14 protein-coding genes are annotated in these 15043 nt (G+C 74.9%); 6 read left to right on the forward strand and 8 right to left on the reverse strand.

Annotated elements, in window-relative coordinates; all coding sequences use genetic code 11:
- Positions 1 to 23: 23 nt before the first annotated feature.
- Positions 24 to 548: a pyridoxamine 5'-phosphate oxidase family protein gene (locus ACUW6W_RS06765; RefSeq protein ID WP_454180017.1), complete on the reverse strand. Its 525-nt coding sequence runs from the start codon at positions 546 to 548 to the stop codon at positions 24 to 26.
- A 67-nt stretch (positions 549 to 615) separates the two neighbouring features.
- The gene (locus ACUW6W_RS06770) at positions 616 to 1521 is read right to left on the reverse strand and encodes an inositol monophosphatase family protein (protein WP_041103040.1); all 906 of its coding nucleotides are present in this window, start codon (positions 1519 to 1521) and stop codon (positions 616 to 618) included.
- 83 nt (positions 1522 to 1604) lie between these two features.
- Between ACUW6W_RS06770 and ACUW6W_RS06775 the strand changes: the two genes are divergently transcribed.
- Genes ACUW6W_RS06775 through ACUW6W_RS06785 form a run of 3 tightly spaced genes read left to right on the forward strand, consistent with a single transcriptional unit; the run spans position 1605 to position 3742 of the window.
- The gene (locus ACUW6W_RS06775; RefSeq protein WP_454180018.1) at positions 1605 to 2051 is read left to right on the forward strand and encodes a DUF6508 domain-containing protein; all 447 of its coding nucleotides are present in this window, start codon (positions 1605 to 1607) and stop codon (positions 2049 to 2051) included.
- A gap of 27 nt (positions 2052 to 2078) precedes the next feature.
- Positions 2079 to 3299 carry an App1 family protein gene (locus ACUW6W_RS06780; RefSeq protein WP_061866956.1) on the forward strand — a complete coding sequence of 407 codons (1221 nt, stop codon included), beginning with the start codon at positions 2079 to 2081 and terminating at the stop codon, positions 3297 to 3299.
- Positions 3296 to 3742 carry an acyl-CoA thioesterase gene (locus tag ACUW6W_RS06785; protein WP_002853740.1) on the forward strand — a complete coding sequence of 149 codons (447 nt, stop codon included), beginning with the start codon at positions 3296 to 3298 and terminating at the stop codon, positions 3740 to 3742. Before ACUW6W_RS06780 ends, ACUW6W_RS06785 begins: the two co-directional genes overlap by 4 nt.
- A gap of 140 nt (positions 3743 to 3882) precedes the next feature.
- Here the strand turns inward: ACUW6W_RS06785 and ACUW6W_RS06790 are convergent, their stop codons facing one another.
- From ACUW6W_RS06790 to ACUW6W_RS06805, 4 genes are all read right to left on the reverse strand, one after another.
- Positions 3883 to 4941 carry a hypothetical protein gene (locus ACUW6W_RS06790; RefSeq protein WP_454180019.1) on the reverse strand — a complete coding sequence of 353 codons (1059 nt, stop codon included), beginning with the start codon at positions 4939 to 4941 and terminating at the stop codon, positions 3883 to 3885.
- 194 nt (positions 4942 to 5135) lie between these two features.
- A complete protein-coding gene (gdhA, locus tag ACUW6W_RS06795; RefSeq protein WP_454180020.1) occupies positions 5136 to 6476 on the reverse strand; it encodes an NADP-specific glutamate dehydrogenase in 1341 nt (446 codons plus the stop codon).
- A 157-nt stretch (positions 6477 to 6633) separates the two neighbouring features.
- Positions 6634 to 7692 (reverse strand): aldo/keto reductase, encoded by a 1059-nt coding sequence (locus ACUW6W_RS06800; RefSeq protein ID WP_454180021.1) that lies wholly within the window; start codon positions 7690 to 7692, stop codon positions 6634 to 6636.
- Between the two features lie 76 nt (positions 7693 to 7768).
- A complete protein-coding gene (locus ACUW6W_RS06805; RefSeq protein WP_036334064.1) occupies positions 7769 to 8986 on the reverse strand; it encodes a glycosyltransferase family 4 protein in 1218 nt (405 codons plus the stop codon).
- 160 nt (positions 8987 to 9146) lie between these two features.
- On the opposite strand from ACUW6W_RS06805, the gene ACUW6W_RS06810 reads away from it, so the two are divergent.
- A complete protein-coding gene (locus ACUW6W_RS06810) occupies positions 9147 to 10511 on the forward strand; it encodes a cell division protein PerM (RefSeq protein WP_454180022.1) in 1365 nt (454 codons plus the stop codon).
- Between the two features lie 10 nt (positions 10512 to 10521).
- Here the strand turns inward: ACUW6W_RS06810 and ACUW6W_RS06815 are convergent, their stop codons facing one another.
- The gene (locus ACUW6W_RS06815) at positions 10522 to 10959 is read right to left on the reverse strand and encodes a hypothetical protein (protein ID WP_454180023.1); all 438 of its coding nucleotides are present in this window, start codon (positions 10957 to 10959) and stop codon (positions 10522 to 10524) included.
- A gap of 22 nt (positions 10960 to 10981) precedes the next feature.
- Here ACUW6W_RS06815 and purN point away from each other — a divergent pair, with 22 nt between their 5' ends.
- Positions 10982 to 11545 carry a phosphoribosylglycinamide formyltransferase gene (purN, locus tag ACUW6W_RS06820; RefSeq protein WP_065573378.1) on the forward strand — a complete coding sequence of 188 codons (564 nt, stop codon included), beginning with the start codon at positions 10982 to 10984 and terminating at the stop codon, positions 11543 to 11545.
- Here the strand turns inward: purN and ACUW6W_RS06825 are convergent.
- Positions 11532 to 12953 (reverse strand): MFS transporter, encoded by a 1422-nt coding sequence (locus ACUW6W_RS06825; protein WP_002853715.1) that lies wholly within the window; start codon positions 12951 to 12953, stop codon positions 11532 to 11534. The genes purN and ACUW6W_RS06825 overlap by 14 nt on opposite strands.
- Positions 12954 to 13072: 119 nt before the next feature.
- Between ACUW6W_RS06825 and purH the strand changes: the two genes are divergently transcribed.
- Entirely contained in the window at positions 13073 to 14764 is a 1692-nt protein-coding gene (gene purH, locus ACUW6W_RS06830; protein ID WP_454180024.1) for a bifunctional phosphoribosylaminoimidazolecarboxamide formyltransferase/IMP cyclohydrolase, read from the forward strand.
- Positions 14765 to 15043: the final 279 nt, after the last annotated feature.

The raw sequence follows: 15043 nt of genomic DNA on the forward strand, positions 1-15043 counted from the left end.
AGCCCACGCGTCCTGCCGGCGGCTCAGTCGGTCTGGGACTCGTTGCGCTCGGGGTGCGGGCCGAACACGAAGTGGCGGCCGGACACGCGCTGGACGTCCACGCGGACGTAGAAGTCCTTGAGCGTCGGCACCCACGGTTCGATGCCGAGGGACTCGGCCTCCGCGATCTCCGCCTCCGTGTCCAGGCGGCGCGCGGTGCCGTGCACGAGCACGGACCAGGCCTGGTCGGCCAGGATCCCGTCGGCCTGCACCACGACGCGCGGGTTCACCGTGAGCTCGGCGAGCTTCGAGCCGGGCGCGGTGCGGAAGTAGATGGCGCCGTCGTGGGCCCGCACGTTCACCGGCACGATGTCCGGCCGCCCGTCCACGGCCAGCCCGAGGCGCGCGTGGCCCACGCGGCCCAGCAGTCGCCAGACCTGGTCCTCGTCCAGCACCAGGACGGCCTCGCCGTCCGGGTGCTCGAACATCAGGTGGTCCCCGGGCTCCGCGACCGGATCGGGGCGCTGCATCGACGGGGCGTCGGCGGTGTCATGGTGCTGCTGGGTCATCGGGGCCTCCTGGCATGCCGGGACGGGCGCCGTCGGGCGCGGCGCTGAGATCGGGCTCACATCCACTCTATACATGGTCGGTCGCCCGCGAGGCGACGATGTCACCCAGCACCGCCGCCGTCGTCGGCGCCTCGCGGCCCGGGGCGACGGCGAGCGCGAACGGGCACGTGTGGGCGCGCGGGCCGTCGTCGACGAGCCGGCCCGACGACGGCGCGGCCGGGTCCGGCGTGAGCCACCTGCCCCCGGCGCGGCGCAGGATCAGCTGCCCCGCCGCGACGTCCCAGGGCTTGGTGTCCACGTACAGCGCGGCGTCGGCCCAGCCCGCCGCCGTGTGGGCGAGCTCGAGGGCGCCGGAGACGGTGCGGCGCACGGTCGCGTGGGCGGTCACGAGCCGCCCGAAGCGGCGCAGCGCGTCCTCGCCCTCGCGCGCGAGCGCCTCGCCCGCCGGATAGGAGGTCACGAGGTTCTGGGCGCGCTCGCCGCCGGCCGGCGCCGGCCGGCCGACCTCGGCCAGCGGGCGCTCCGGCCCGTCGCCGCGGGTGAGGTAGGCGCCGTCCGCGTCGGCGGAGAACGCCAGCCGGCCCACGGGGTCCAGCACGACGCCGGCCACCACCTCGCCGTCGACCTCGGCGGCCAGGGACACCGAGAACATCGCGAAGCCGTGTGTGAAGTTGGAGGTGCCGTCGATGGGGTCGACGATCCAGGTCAGCCGGGCGGCCTCACCGGTGCCGGCCTGCGCCCCGAGCTCCTCGCCGAGCACGCCGGAGCCGGGGACCGCCGTCGTGAGCGCGGCGACGAGCCGGGCCTCGGTGTGTCGGTCGTGCACGGTGACGAGGTCGTGGTGCGTGGTCTTGGCCTCGGGCCCGATGGCGGTGGGGGAGCGGAAGGCGGCGGCGAGGTCGCCGACGACCGCGCGGGCGGCGTCGAGGGCGATCGCGCGCAGCTCGGCGGGGCAGGGCAGGGCGGGGCTCATGCCCCGAGCCTAGGCGGGGGCCCGGACACGTCGGACCGCACGCGAGACAATGGGGCCGACCCCCCCCGAGCAGAGGAGCCGCCATGACCGAGCACCCCCTCCCGACCCCCGACGACGACGCCTCCCTCACCGGCCCGCAGACCCCCACGCCCCAGCGCGTGGCCGCCGTGCGTGCGCTGCGCGAGCTGCTCGCCGCCGGCTACGGCACCGAGGCCCGGCCGATCGCCTCCTACGGCGCCCCCGCGCCCGGCACCCTCGGCGGCGTCTACCCGGACTACGACGACCGCGTGTTCCCCGGCCTCGTGGCCGCGCAGGAGCTGGCGGGCATCGACGTCGACTACCTGCGGAACGTGGACCGGGTGAGCGAGGCCGGCATCGCCGAGGCGTCCCTGGCCGACCTCGGCACGCTGTTCACCTACCTGGTGCGCGGCGAGCGGTTCGCGAACGGGCACGTGGCCGCCGCGATCGAGAACGGCAAGGTCGGCCGCATGCTGGACCGCCTGACCGCGCTGGTCCCCGAGATCCGCTGAGAGCGCACGGTGCGGAATACTGGGCGCATGCCCGCAGCCTCCGACGCCCCCACGCCCGCGCCCCGGCGCGGCCGCCTGGCCCCTTCCGGTGACCCCACTCCCGTGGAGAACGTCGCCACGCACCTGCAGGAGGGGTGGAACCGTTGGCACCGCGCCCGCGCGCTGCGTGCCGGCAACGTGCCGACGGTCATGGCGTTCACGGGCTACGGCAGCACCAGCTGGGTGCGGATCCTCTCCCGTGTGGTGATCGCCTCCGACGAGGAGTTCATGAACGGCCGTCGGCTGTCGAAGGTGGTGGCGGACGGCGTGCGCGGCTGGCGCAACTTCGTGGCCCCGCCCATGGCCTACGCCGAGGTGGAGGTGCAGGTGGGGGACCTGCGCACCACGGTGCGCACGGACCGGATGGGCGTCGTCGACGTCGTGCTGGACGTCGAGCTGGAGCCCGGCTGGCAGACCGCCACCCTCCACGTCGGCGGCCAAGAGGAGCACGCCGTCATGGACCTGTACATCTGCGAGCCGGGCGCGCGGATCGGCCTGGTCTCGGACATCGACGACACCGTGGTGGTCACCTCACTGCCCCGCCCCCTGCTGGCGGCCTGGAACTCGTTCGTGATCGACGAGCACGCCCGCACGCCCACTCCGGGGATCGCCGTGCTGCTGCGCCGGATCGCCGAGCTCGAGCCGAAGGCCCCCGTGCTGTACCTGTCCACGGGCGCGTGGAACGTGGCGCAGACCCTCACCCGCTTCCTGGGCCGCAACCTCTACCCGCTCGGCGCTCTGCTGCTGACCAGCTGGGGGCCCACGAGGGACCGCTGGTTCCGCTCCGGTCAGGAGCACAAGAGGGTCCAGCTCGAGCGCCTCGCCGAGCAGTTCCCGGACATCCAGTGGATCCTGGTGGGCGACGACGGCCAGCACGACCCCGAGATCTACGCCGAGTTCGCGCAGCGCCACCCCGACCGGGTCAAGGCGATCGTCATCCGGCAGCTGACCCCCTCGCAGGCGCTGCTCGCGGGCGGCCGGGCGGAGGACACCCGCCATTCCACCCCGGGCATCCCGTGGTGCTACGGCCCGGACGGGGCCACGCTGTCCAATCAGCTCGAGGACCTGGGCATCCTGCCCGTCGAGTTCGTGGACGTGCAGCCCGAGGCCTGGCGTGAGGACATCCTCGGCGACGACGAGGCGCCGGCGACCCTCGACGCCCCGGGGCAGCGCGACGGCCGGCCCGCGGACGAGGAGGCCGCCCGATGACCGCCTCGCGCTCCGTCGAGGTCCGCATCCCGCTGCGCTGGGCGGACATGGACGCCTACGGCCACGTGAACAACATCGCCGTGGTGCAGCTGCTGGAGGAGGCCCGCGTGGCGGCCTTCGGCGTGCCCGCGAACACCGGCGCCGGCGGCGGGCAGGCCCCGCCGATCGACCTGCTCGAGGGGGTGGCCCCCGGTGTGCGGACGTTCATCTCCGAGCACACCGTGAAGTACCGGGCCCAGATGCCCTACCGCCCCGTGCCACTGCGCGTGGTGGTGAGCGTGGACGCCGTGAAGGCCGCCTCGGTGCACGTGGGCTACGCCCTGCACGACGGCGTCGACGACACCCTCTGCGCCACCGCGACGTCCGTCATGGTGTTCGTCGACGGGCAGACGGGCCGCCCCGTGCGCATCAGCCCCGAGCAGCGGGCGGCCCTGGCCGGCTGAGGTGGGCCGAGGTGGGCTGCGGGCCGCCCGGCAGCCGTCCTGCGACATCACCGCCGTGCAGAACGGCTGCGATGTCGCAGAGCGGAGGTCGACCGCTCGGGCTCGCCGAGTCGGGACCGGGCCCGTGGGACGGCCGTGGATCAGACCGAGCGGGGGACGCCCGCGGCGGTGAGGATCCGCGCCAGCCGGTCTGGCCGCAGGAGGTCTCCCCACGTCCAATGCGCACCCGCCCGGGTGACCAGCTGCAGGGCCACCTCCCGTTCCTTCTCCCGGCGGATGCTGGCGCGGCGGGCCGTGTCGTCACCGTCGAAGAACGACAGGTCGTACTTGCCCAGCCCGTCGAACTCCCCGTACACCCGCACCTGCTCCCACCAGAAGTCCGTGCGGGCCACCCCGCGTCCGTTCGCATCCCGGTGGCGATGCTGCAGCGCCGTGGGCGGGACGAAGCCGAGCTCGTGGATGATGGCCCGGCTGTAGGACTCGCCGGCGGATTCCGCCCGCGCGTCCGCGAAGTGCCACGCCCGCTCGAATCGGCGGAGGGCGGCCGCTGATCCGAGTCGGCTCTCCGCCTGCCTCGCCCAGCGTGCGGCCTCCTCGGGCCAGGCTCGGACGAGCGCGTCCAGCGGGGCCACGGCGTCGCGGAACGGGGTGGCCGCGCCGAGGACCAGCAGCACCGTGGGCAGCGGATCCGCCAGGACGGTCCCGAGGCTCTGCCCGTCCGACAGGACGGCCTCGACCGGCTGAGGCGCGGCGTGGGCCGCCTCCGGCAGCCCCCACCGGGGTCGGCGGCGTGGCGGGACGGGAAGCCGGCGGTCGTGGGCCACCAGGGAGGGGGCGAGGGGACGGCGGGTCAGCGGACCGCAGCCGTGATGCCCGGGCGAGGGGGCGCGCAGCTCGAGCGCGGGCGGCTCGACGGCCGGCCCCAGACCGTGCAGCCGGGCCGCGGTCAGGCCCGTGAACACCGTCGCGGGGCGGGCGATCGAGAGGGCGACGGCGGACACGACCGCCCTGTCCCACGGACGCAGCGCGGCCCAGTCGCTGACGCTGATGTAGACGCGCGGGCTGAGCCGCACGAGGACCCCGCGGGTCCAGGCGCGTTCGAGACGGCGCCGCGCCGCCCCGTCGTGGGGGTCCGCTGCGCTGAGCAGGGGCCCGCGTCCCGGGAGCAGTGTCCGCGCGTGGTCGGAGAGCAGGGTCATGCGGCCCAGTGTCGTGGGCCCGTCCGGGGCGCGCGGGGTCGGCCGCGCCGGACGGTGGAGGGCCCCCGACGTCGGGGGGCCTGTGCAGGAGTCGGGTGCCCTCGAACGACCGCCGCCCTGCGACATCACCGCGCGTCAGAACGGCGGTGATGTCGCAGGGCGGCGGAGGATCACGGAAGGGGCGGGGCCTAGCCTCAGACCACGCCCTGGGCGATCATCGCGTCGGCGACCTTGATGAACCCGGCGATGTTCGCCCCCGCCACGTAGTTGCCGGGGGTGCCGTACTCCTCGGCGGTCTCCACGCAGCGGTCGTGGATGTCGCGCATGATCTGCTCGAGCCGGTCGTGGGTGTAGTCGAAGTTCCACGAGTCCCGCGAGGCGTTCTGCTGCATCTCCAGCGCGGACGTCGCCACGCCGCCCGCATTGGCGGCCTTGCCCGGGCCGAACAGCGTCCCGGAGTCGACGAACAGGTGGGAGGCTGCCTCGGTGCAGGGCATGTTCGCGCCCTCGGCCACGGCCTTCACCCCGTTCTTCAGCAGGGTCCGGGCGGCGGACTCGTCGAGCTCGTTCTGAGTGGCACACGGCAGGGCCACGGTGCCCTCGACGTCCCACACGCTGCCGCCGCTGACGTAGCGGGACCGCCCGCCGCGGCGCTCGGCGTACTCGGAGATGCGGCCGCGCTCGACCTCCTTGATCTGCTTGAGCAGGTCCAGGTCGAGGCCGTCCGGGTCCACGATGCAGCCCGAGGAGTCGGACGCGGTGAGCACGGTGGCCCCGAGCGCGGCGGCCTTCTCCGCGGCGTAGATGGCCACGTTGCCGGAGCCGGAGATCAGCACCTGCTGGCCGTCCATGGACTCGCCGCGCGTGCGCAGCATGGAGTCCACGAACATCACGGCGCCGTAGCCGGTGGCCTCGGTGCGGACGAGCGAGCCGCCCCACGTCAGGCCCTTGCCGGTGAGGGCGCCGGCCTCGAAGCGGTTGGTCAGTCGCTTGTACTGGCCGAACATGTAGCCGATCTCGCGGGCGCCCACGCCGATGTCGCCGGCCGGCACGTCCGTGTGCTCACCGATGTGGCGATGCAGCTCCGTCATGAAGGACTGGCAGAACCGCATGATCTCGCGGTCGGACTTGCCGGCGGGGTCGAAGTCCGAGCCGCCCTTGCCGCCGCCGATCGGCATGCCGGTGAGCGAGTTCTTGAAGATCTGCTCGAAGCCCAGGAACTTGACGATCCCGAGGTACACGGAGGGGTGGAAGCGCAGTCCGCCCTTGTACGGGCCGAGCGCCGAGTTGAACTCCACGCGGAACCCGCGGTTGACCTGCACGACGCCGGCGTCGTCGATCCACGGCACGCGGAAGATGATCTGGCGCTCCGGCTCGCAGAGGCGGTGCATGACCCCGGCCTCGACGTACTGGGGGTGGCGCTGCACCACCGGTCCCAGTGCCTCGAACACCTCGGACACCGCCTGGTGGAACTCGGCCTCGCCGGGGTTGCGCGCGAACACCTCGTCGCGCAGGCTCTCCAGAGACTCATTCATGGTGTCCTCCTCGGACGTCGGGATAAAGACGCCCCGCGGTGCCCCCGCCGTGGCGCGCCGCGGTCGGAGGAGGCCGCGGTGCCTGACGCCCATCCTGACAGGGAGCGCGCCCTGTTACCGACATGAGACGCGGGCCACCCCGGGCCCCGCGTTCGGCTCAGCGCGGCGGCGCCGCCTCGGTGTCGATGCTGGCCTGCTGGCTCTCGCTGTAGCGCGGGCCCGCCACGGTCGCGTCGTTGACGAGGGCGTCCAGGCGGGCGACGTCGGCCGGGGTCAGCCGCACCTCGTGCGCGCCCCGGTTTTCGAGCCAGTGCTCCCATGAGGTGGTCCCCGGGATCGCCAGGACGTCCTCGCCCTGGGCCAGGACCCAGGCGACGGCGAGCCCCGCCGTGCTCGTCCCGAGCCGGACGGCCTCGGCCGAGAGCGCCTCGCGCAGCGTCAGGTTGGCCTCGTAGTGGCCCTCGGCGAAGCGGGGCAGCCGGTGCCGGAGGTCTCCCGCGTCCAGCCCGCCCAGCCGCGGCGGCGCGTCCGTGAGCAGGCCGCGACTGACGGGGGAGAAGGCCACGAAGGCGGTCCCGTGGCGGCGGCACGCCTCGAGCACACCCCACTCGGGGTTGCGGGTGGCGAGAGAGTACTCGGACTGCACCGCCGCGATCGGGTGGACGGCCACGGCCCGGGTCAGGGTGGCGGCCGAGACCTCGGACAGGCCGATCGCCCCGATCTTGCCGTCCGTGACGGCCTCCGCGAGCGCCCCCACGGACTCCTCGACGGGGACCTCCGGGTCCAGCCGGTGCAGGTAGTACAGGTCGATCCGGTCCTGGCCGAGCCGGCGCAGGGAGGCGTCCACGTGCGCGCGCAGCGTCTCCGGGCGGCCGTCGATCCGCCGCTGCCCGTCCCGCACGAGCCCGCCCTTGGAGGCGAGCAGGACGCGCTCGCGGACGTCCGACCTCGCCCGGGCGAGCGCCCGCCCCACGAGCTCCTCGCTGCGGCCGCCGCCGTAGAGGGTAGCGGTGTCCAGGTGGTCGGTGCCGTCGTCCAGCACGCGGGTGAGCAGATCGACGGCGGCGTCGTCGTCGAGGAACCCGGAGTAGCCGTGCACGATGTTCATGCACCCGAGGCCGACGGGGTGCACGTCCTTGCCGGCGAGGCGGCGAGGCGCGGCGGGATCGGGCAGGGGGCCGGGCTCGGCGGGGCGGTGGTGCGGGGTGGCGTCCATGCCCGCCACCCTAGTCACGGCTCCGGACGCGAGACCCGGACCGCACGGCGCCCGCACGGCGCCCGGCCCGGGGGGCTCAGCCGAACACGCGCGCGGCCAGCAGCGCCGGCGCCGTCAGCAGCCGGCGGGCCAGCTCCACGCGGCGGCGCTCCTGCACCGCGATCGCCTTCTCGTAGTAGCCCACGAGCTGCTCGCACAGCACCGGCCAGGTCCGGCCCTGCACCGACGCCCACGCCGCGTCGGCGAACGCGGCCCGCTTGACGTCGTCGTACACGAGGTCCGCGACGTGGCGGCGCAGCTCGTCCAGCTCGCCGGGCGGGTAGAGCCAGCCGGTGCGGGAGGCGTCCACGATGTCGAGGGGGCCGCCGCGGCCGACGGCGACGACGGGCACGCCCGAGGCCATCGCCTCCTGCAGCGTCTGGCCGAAGGTGTCGGACTCGCCCGGGTGCACGAACAGGTCCAGGCTCGCCACGTGGCGTGCGAGGTCCTCGCCCCCCTGGAAGCCGGCGAAGTGCGCGCCGGGCAGCTCCCGCTCGAGCTGTTCGCGCAGCGGCCCGGAGCCGATGACCACGAGGCGGGTGCCCGGCAGGTCCGAGAGCACCCGCAGGTCCCCGACCTGCTTCTCGTGCGCCAGCCGCCCCACGAAGCCCACGAGCTTCTCGCCGTTCGGGGCGAGCTCGGCGCGCAGCGCCTCGTCCCGCTTGGCGGGATGGAATCGGCGGGAGTCGACGCCGCGGCCCCACAGGTGCACGCGTCGCACCCCCTGGCGGTGCAGCTGCCGGACGGTGAACGACGACGGCGCGAGCGTCAGCGTGGCCATGTTGTGCAGGCGCGCCACATGGCTCCACAGCACGTCCTCCAGCCACGGGGCGCCGTACCGGGCCGCGTAGCCGGGGACCTCGGTCTGGTAGACGGCCACGGAGGGGATGCCGAGCTCCTCGGCCGCCTGCACCGCGCGCCAGCCCAGCACGAAGGGGGAGGCGATGTGCACCACGTCCGGGGCGAAGTCGGCGAGCATGCCGCGCAGCCGGCCCACCGTGCCGGCGGCCACCCGCACGGAGGCGTACCCGGTCAGGGGCACGGAGGGCAGGGTGCGCACGGGGAAGCCCTCGACCTCGCGGGGGGCCTCACCGGCGCCCGCGCGTTGGGTCCACCCGGCGGACCACGAGGCGGCCGGGGCGATCACCATCGCCTCGTCGCCCCGCTCCCGCAGGTGGCGCAGCACCTGGAGGATGGAGTGGGTGACCCCGTTCATGTGGGGCAGGAACGATTCGGCGACCACGACGACACGCACGTGGCCGACGCTAAGGACCCCGGACCACGGCCGGGACACCCTCCGACGACGGCCCGGTGACCCCACGGTGAACTCTCGGGGCGCGTGACGGTCGTCGCACCGGCCCGCGCGGCCCGCCCCCGTCCAGGCGCCGCCCGGAGTCGGGTGGCACCATGGACGGGTGAGTTCCCGCCCCGCTGCGCCCCGTCTGCTGCGCCCCGTCCCCCTGCCGCTGTGGCTGCAGGGGGTGGTCGAGGCGCTCGTCACGGCGATGATCAGCCTGCTCGCGGTCATGGTCCCCACCCTCGCGGTGTGGGCCACGGGCGGGTTCGAGCGGCCGACCATCGAGGGTGCCGTCCAGGTGGGCGGCGTCCTGTGGCTGGCCCTGCACGCGGTGCCCGTCACCGTGGCCACGGCCATGCCCACCGCGCCGGATCACCTCATCGCCGGCACGGCGTGGTTCGTGCCGTGGGGCCTGACCCTGCTCCCGCTCGCGCTGTCCTGGCGGGCCGGCCGGCGCCTGGCGCGCGCGTCCTACCGGGACCAGGCGTGGCAGGCCTTCGTGGGCGCGGTGGGGGCCTACGCCCTGGTGGGGCTGGCCGTGGCCTTCCTGCCCGGCACGGACGAGCTGACGGCGCACCCCGCCCCGGCGGCGCTGTTGCCCGCCCTGCTCTTCGGCGTGGCCGCCCTCGCGGGGGCGCGGCGCGAGGCGGGCACCTGGGCGCACCTGATCGGCCTGGACCTCACGGAGCGGATCTCGCGGCGCTCGCAGTACGAACGCTGGGCCGGCTCGTACGCGTGGTCCGTGGTGCGCGCCGCGGCCGTCGCCGTGCTCGCCCTGACGGGCCTGAACGCGCTGCTCGTGGCGGGGCGGCTGGCCGCCGAGTGGGCCGCCGTCGTCACCGTGGCCGAGGCGATCGGGGGCGGCCCGCTGGGCGGCCTGCTGCTGGCGCTGCTGCAGATCGGCTGGCTGCCCACGTTCACCGCGTGGTCGATCGCGTGGACGGCGGGCCCGGGGTTCTCCGTGGGCGCGGACAGCCTCTACTCCGTGTTCGGCGCGACGTCGGCCACCGCGCCAGCCCTCCCGGCGCTGGGTGCGCTGCCCGGGACGTGGTCGCCGTGGCAGCTGCTCCTGCTGGCCGTGCCGATCGGCGCCGGCGCCGTGGCCGGCGTGTGGCTGCTGCGGGAGGGGGAGAACCACCTCGACGACTGGCTGGACACCCGCCACGGCAGCCGCGCGGTGTCCCTGACGCTGTCCACGCTGGCCCTGGCCTTGCTCACCGGACTGCTCACGGGGCTGCTGCTGCTCGTGCCGCTGGCCCTCACCTCCGGCACGCTCGGGCTCGGCACGCTGACGGACATCGGCTCCCACGTCTGGGCGGTGTGCGCCGCCGTCGCCGGGTGGGTCGCGCTGGGCTGCGCCGCCGGCTACCTCACGGCCCTGGCCGTGGCCGGGCACCGGGACAGGACGACGACGGTGCCGCGGTCCGGCGACCGCGCCTCGGGCCCGCGCGACCGGCCGGCCCCGCGCCGGGCGCGGGACTGACGCCCGCGGCTCAGGGCCGCAGCTGGGGCACCCCCGTGCGCTCCTCCACCTGACGGGTGAACTCGTCCGCGCACGCCTGCTGCGCCCGCACGGTGAGCGCGGAGGCGCCGCACTGCTCGAGCTGGACCGTCGCGTCCCACGCGAGCAGCGGCAGCGCCGCCGTCGTCATGCCCACCAGCGCCATCGCCATGCCGGCGGACGCCACCGCGCGGGGCAGTCCCGAGCGCTCGGCGCCGCGGCTCGTGACCCACACGCGCACGCCGAGCACAAGGGCGACCAGCCCCAGCGCGAGGGCGATCAGCTTCCACGGCAGCACGAGGGAGAAGGAGAGCACCATCCCCAGCAGCGCCACGGACTGCCACAGCAGGGCACGGCCGGTGCGGACGCGGCCGGGGTCGGGGGTGCCCTGCGGCGGGCGGGGCGGGGAGGAGGGAACGGGGGCGGACACCCCCTCACCCTACGATGGGCGCATGCGCATCGTTGCCCTCGTCTCCGGTTCCGGCACCAACCTGCAGGCCGTCCTCGACGCCGTCGCCTCCGGCGCCCTGGACGTGGAGATCGCCGCAGTGGGCGCCGACGTCGCCGAGGCCGGCGGCCTGGAGCGCGCCCGCGCCCACGGGATCGAGACGTTCGTGGTCTCCCCGAAGGACCACGCGGACCGGCGCGCGTGGGACGAGGCGCTCGCGGACGCCGTCGCCGCCTACGCGCCGGACTGGGTGGTGTGCTCCGGGTTCATGCGGATCCTGGGCGCCCCGCTGCTCGAGCGGTTCGACGGCCGCATCCTCAACACCCACCCCGCTCTGCTGCCGTCCTTCCCGGGGGCCCATGGCGTCCGGGACGCGCTGGCGCACGGGGTGAAGGTCACCGGCTGCACCGTGCACGTGGTGGACGCGGGCGTGGACACCGGCCCGATCCTCGCGCAGGCCGCGGTGCCCGTGCTGGACACGGACACCGAGGCCGAGCTGCACGAGCGCATCAAGGTCCAGGAGCGGGCCCTGCTGCTGCGCGTGCTCGGCGAGCTCAGTCGGCGCTGACCTCGAGGGCGCGGCCGCGGGTCTCCGGGGCCAGCGCCAGCATCGCCGCGCAGGCCAGGACCACGAGCCCGCCGGTGACGGCGAACGCCCCCGGCAGCCCGAGGACGGGGACCAGCGTGCCCACGAAGAGCAGCGGACCCAGGCCCGCGCCCACCCGCGAGGCCGCCGACGCCCAGCCGAAGCCGGAGGCGCGCAGCGTCGTCGGGTACAGCTCGGAGACGTACGTGTAGAGCACCGGGATCGCGACCTGCACCACGAAGCCGAACGCCAGCACGAGCGGCAGCACCGCGGCGGGCACGTCCAGCACGCTCGCCAGCCAGACGGTCAGGGCGCTCGCGACGACGGCGCTGACGGCCAGCAGCCAGCGGCGGCCGGTGACCTCGATCAGCACGGTGGCCACGACCACGCCGAGCAGGCCGGCCGCGGCCATGCCGGAGGTCATGATGAAGGCGCGGCCCTCCGCGTAGCCGGCGTCGATGAGGAACGTCGGCAGCCACTGCAGCGCGATGTAGTAGACGAGCATGATGGCCACGAACAGGGCCCAGGCGACCGCGGTGATGCGCGGGGAGAACCGCCAGACCGCGGCGAGCTGCGCGCCGACGCCGCCGGAGCGGGCCGGCTCGGCCGGGGGCATCGTGTAGGGCCGGCGGGGCGCGCCGGTGGCCGCCACCATGCGGTCGATGACGGCGCGGGCCTGCGTCTCGCGGCCCCGGCTCATCAGGAACAGCGGGGACTCGGGGATGCCCAGGCGCACGACGAACACGAGCAGGGCCGGCAGGACCATGGCCAGCAGGGGCAGGCGCCAGTCGCCCCACGTGCCCACGAGCCAGGCGGAGACGAGGCCGCACAGCGCGGCGCCGACGGGCCACCAGCCGTCCATCGCGGCCAGGACGCGGCCCCGCAGCCGGCGCGGGGTGAACTCGCCCACGAGCGCGTAGTCCACGGGGATCGTGCCGCCCAGGCCCATGCCGGCCACGAACCGGAACAGCGCGAACCACAGCAGGGAGTCCGTCAGCGCGCCCGCGATCGTGAACACGGAGAAGATCGCGAGCGTCCACGCGAACGCCGCCTTGCGGCCGATGCGGTCCGCGATGGTGCCCCACAGGAACGCGCCCACGGCCATGCCGATGAGGTTCGCGGTGCCGATCCACGCGGCGTCGGCCTTGTCCAGGGCCCACTCCTCGCGCAGCAGCGGGATCATCACGCCGTTGAGCGTGACGTCCCACGCGTCGAACATGAAGCCCAGGCCGCCGATCAGGAAGATGCGTCCCTGGACGGACCAGCGCCACGGCAGCTCCTGGACGACCGCCTCGCCGGTGGGCAGGGCGGCGTCGGGGGCGACGACGTCGGGCGTGGGCCCGGGGTGCGCGCCGTCGGCGCTGGGGCGGGGTGGGGTGGCGGAGGACATGGTCGGCTCCCGTTCGTCGGGTGGAGTGGGGGCGGTCCGTCACGCGGACGCCTGGGCCATTATGCGGCCCGGCCTATGCTGGGGGATGCACCCGGACCCCCTCGAAGGAGCGCCCCCTCGTGACCTCTGCCCAGCCCACCACCACCGTCCTGGACACGGTGCCCCTGAAGCGGGCCCTGATCTCCGTCTATGACAAGACCGGCCTCGAGGAGCTCGCCACCGGGCTCCACGCCGCGGGCGTGCAGATCGTCTCGACCGGCTCCACCGCCCAGCGCATCGCCGCCGCCGGCGTGCCCGTCACCGAGGTCGCCGAGGTCACCGGGTTCCAGGAGTGCCTGGACGGCCGCGTGAAGACGCTGCACCCGCGCGTGCACGCGGGCATCCTGGCAGACCGTCGTCGCGAGGACCACGTGACCCAGCTGCGCGATCTCGAGGTGGAGCCGTTCGACCTCGTCGTCGTGAACCTCTACCCGTTCGTGGACACCGTGAACTCGGGCGCCGCGGAGGACGCCGTCGTCGAGCAGATCGACATCGGCGGGCCGTCCATGGTGCGCGCGGCCGCGAAGAACCACGCGTCCGTGGCGATCGTCGTGGACCCGGCCCGCTACGGCGAGGTCGTCCAGGCCGCGCAGTCCGGCGGCTTCGACCTGCGCGCCCGCCGGCGCCTGGCCGCCCTGGCCTTCGCCCACACCGCCGGGTACGACAACGCCGTGGCCGCCTGGACCGCCGCCCACTTCGGCGAGGACACGGATGCCGACGAGATCCCCGTGTTCCCGCCCTACGCCGGCTTCTCCCTCGAGCGCGCGCAGATCCTGCGCTACGGCGAGAACCCGCACCAGCCTGCGGCGCTGTACCTGGACTCCTCGGCGGCCCCCGGCATCGCGCAGGCCGAGCTGCTGCACGGCAAGCCGATGAGCTACAACAACTACGTGGACGCCGACGCCGCGGTGCGCGCCGCCTTCGACCACCCGGTCCCGGCCGTGGCGATCGTCAAGCACGCCAACCCGTGCGGTGTGGCCGTCACGGACGAGGGCACGGACATCGCGCAGGCGCACGCCAAGGCCCACGCGTGCGACCCGGTCTCCGCGTTCGGCGGCGTGATCGCGGCCAACCGCCCCGTCACCGCCGCCATGGCCGCCCAGGTGAAGGACGTGTTCACGGAGGTCGTCGTGGCCCCGGCGTTCGAGCCCGAGGCCCTGGAGATCCTCTCCGCCAAGAAGAACCTGCGCCTGCTGAGCCTGCCCGAGGGCTTCCTGCGGGACGCGGTGGAGGCCAAGCAGGTCTCCGGCGGCATGCTGCTGCAGATCGCGGACGCGGTGGACGCGGACGGCGACGACCCGGCCACCTGGACCCTCGCCGCCGGCCCCGCCGCCGACGAGACCGTCCTGGCCGACCTGGCCTTCGCGTGGCGCGCCGTCCGCGCGGCCAAGTCCAACGCCGTGCTGCTGGCCCACGACGGCGCCACGGTCGGCGTGGGCATGGGCCAGGTCAACCGCCTCGACTCCTGCCGCCTGGCCGTCGAGCGCGCCAACACCCTGGGCGCCGCGCAGACCGGCGGGCAGGACGTGAGCAGCGCCGGCGGCGCGGAGAACGTCTCCGGGGAGGGCGCCCCCGAGCGGGCCCGCGGGTCCGTGGCCGCCTCGGACGCGTTCTTCCCGTTCGCGGACGGGCTGCAGATCCTCATCGACGCCGGCGTGAAGGCCGTCGTCCAGCCGGGCGGCTCCGTCCGGGACGAGGAGGTCGTGGCCGCGGCCGAGGCCGCCGGCGTGACCCTGTACCTGACCGGGGCGCGCCACTTCTTCCACGGCTGAGCGCGGCGGGCCGATGGTGTGGAGCCCCTCGGCCTGGTCGTCTCCTTCTTCATCGCCCAGGCCGTGCGGGGCACCTGAGCCGGCCACGATCCACGCCGCCGTCGTCGGAGGGCGCCCCCTCCGACCCGACGCCCCCCTGGTACCCGAGCGACCCCTCCCGGCCCGGCGAGGGCACCGGCGACGGCCGGGGCGCTGACGCCGAGCCACACACGGTGTGGCGCGTCCGAGACGCCGGGTAGATTGGCGGCGAGTCACCCGTTCCCTGCCGACGAGGGCCGC

Source organism: Micrococcus sp. 093350064-1, assembly GCF_053627955.1.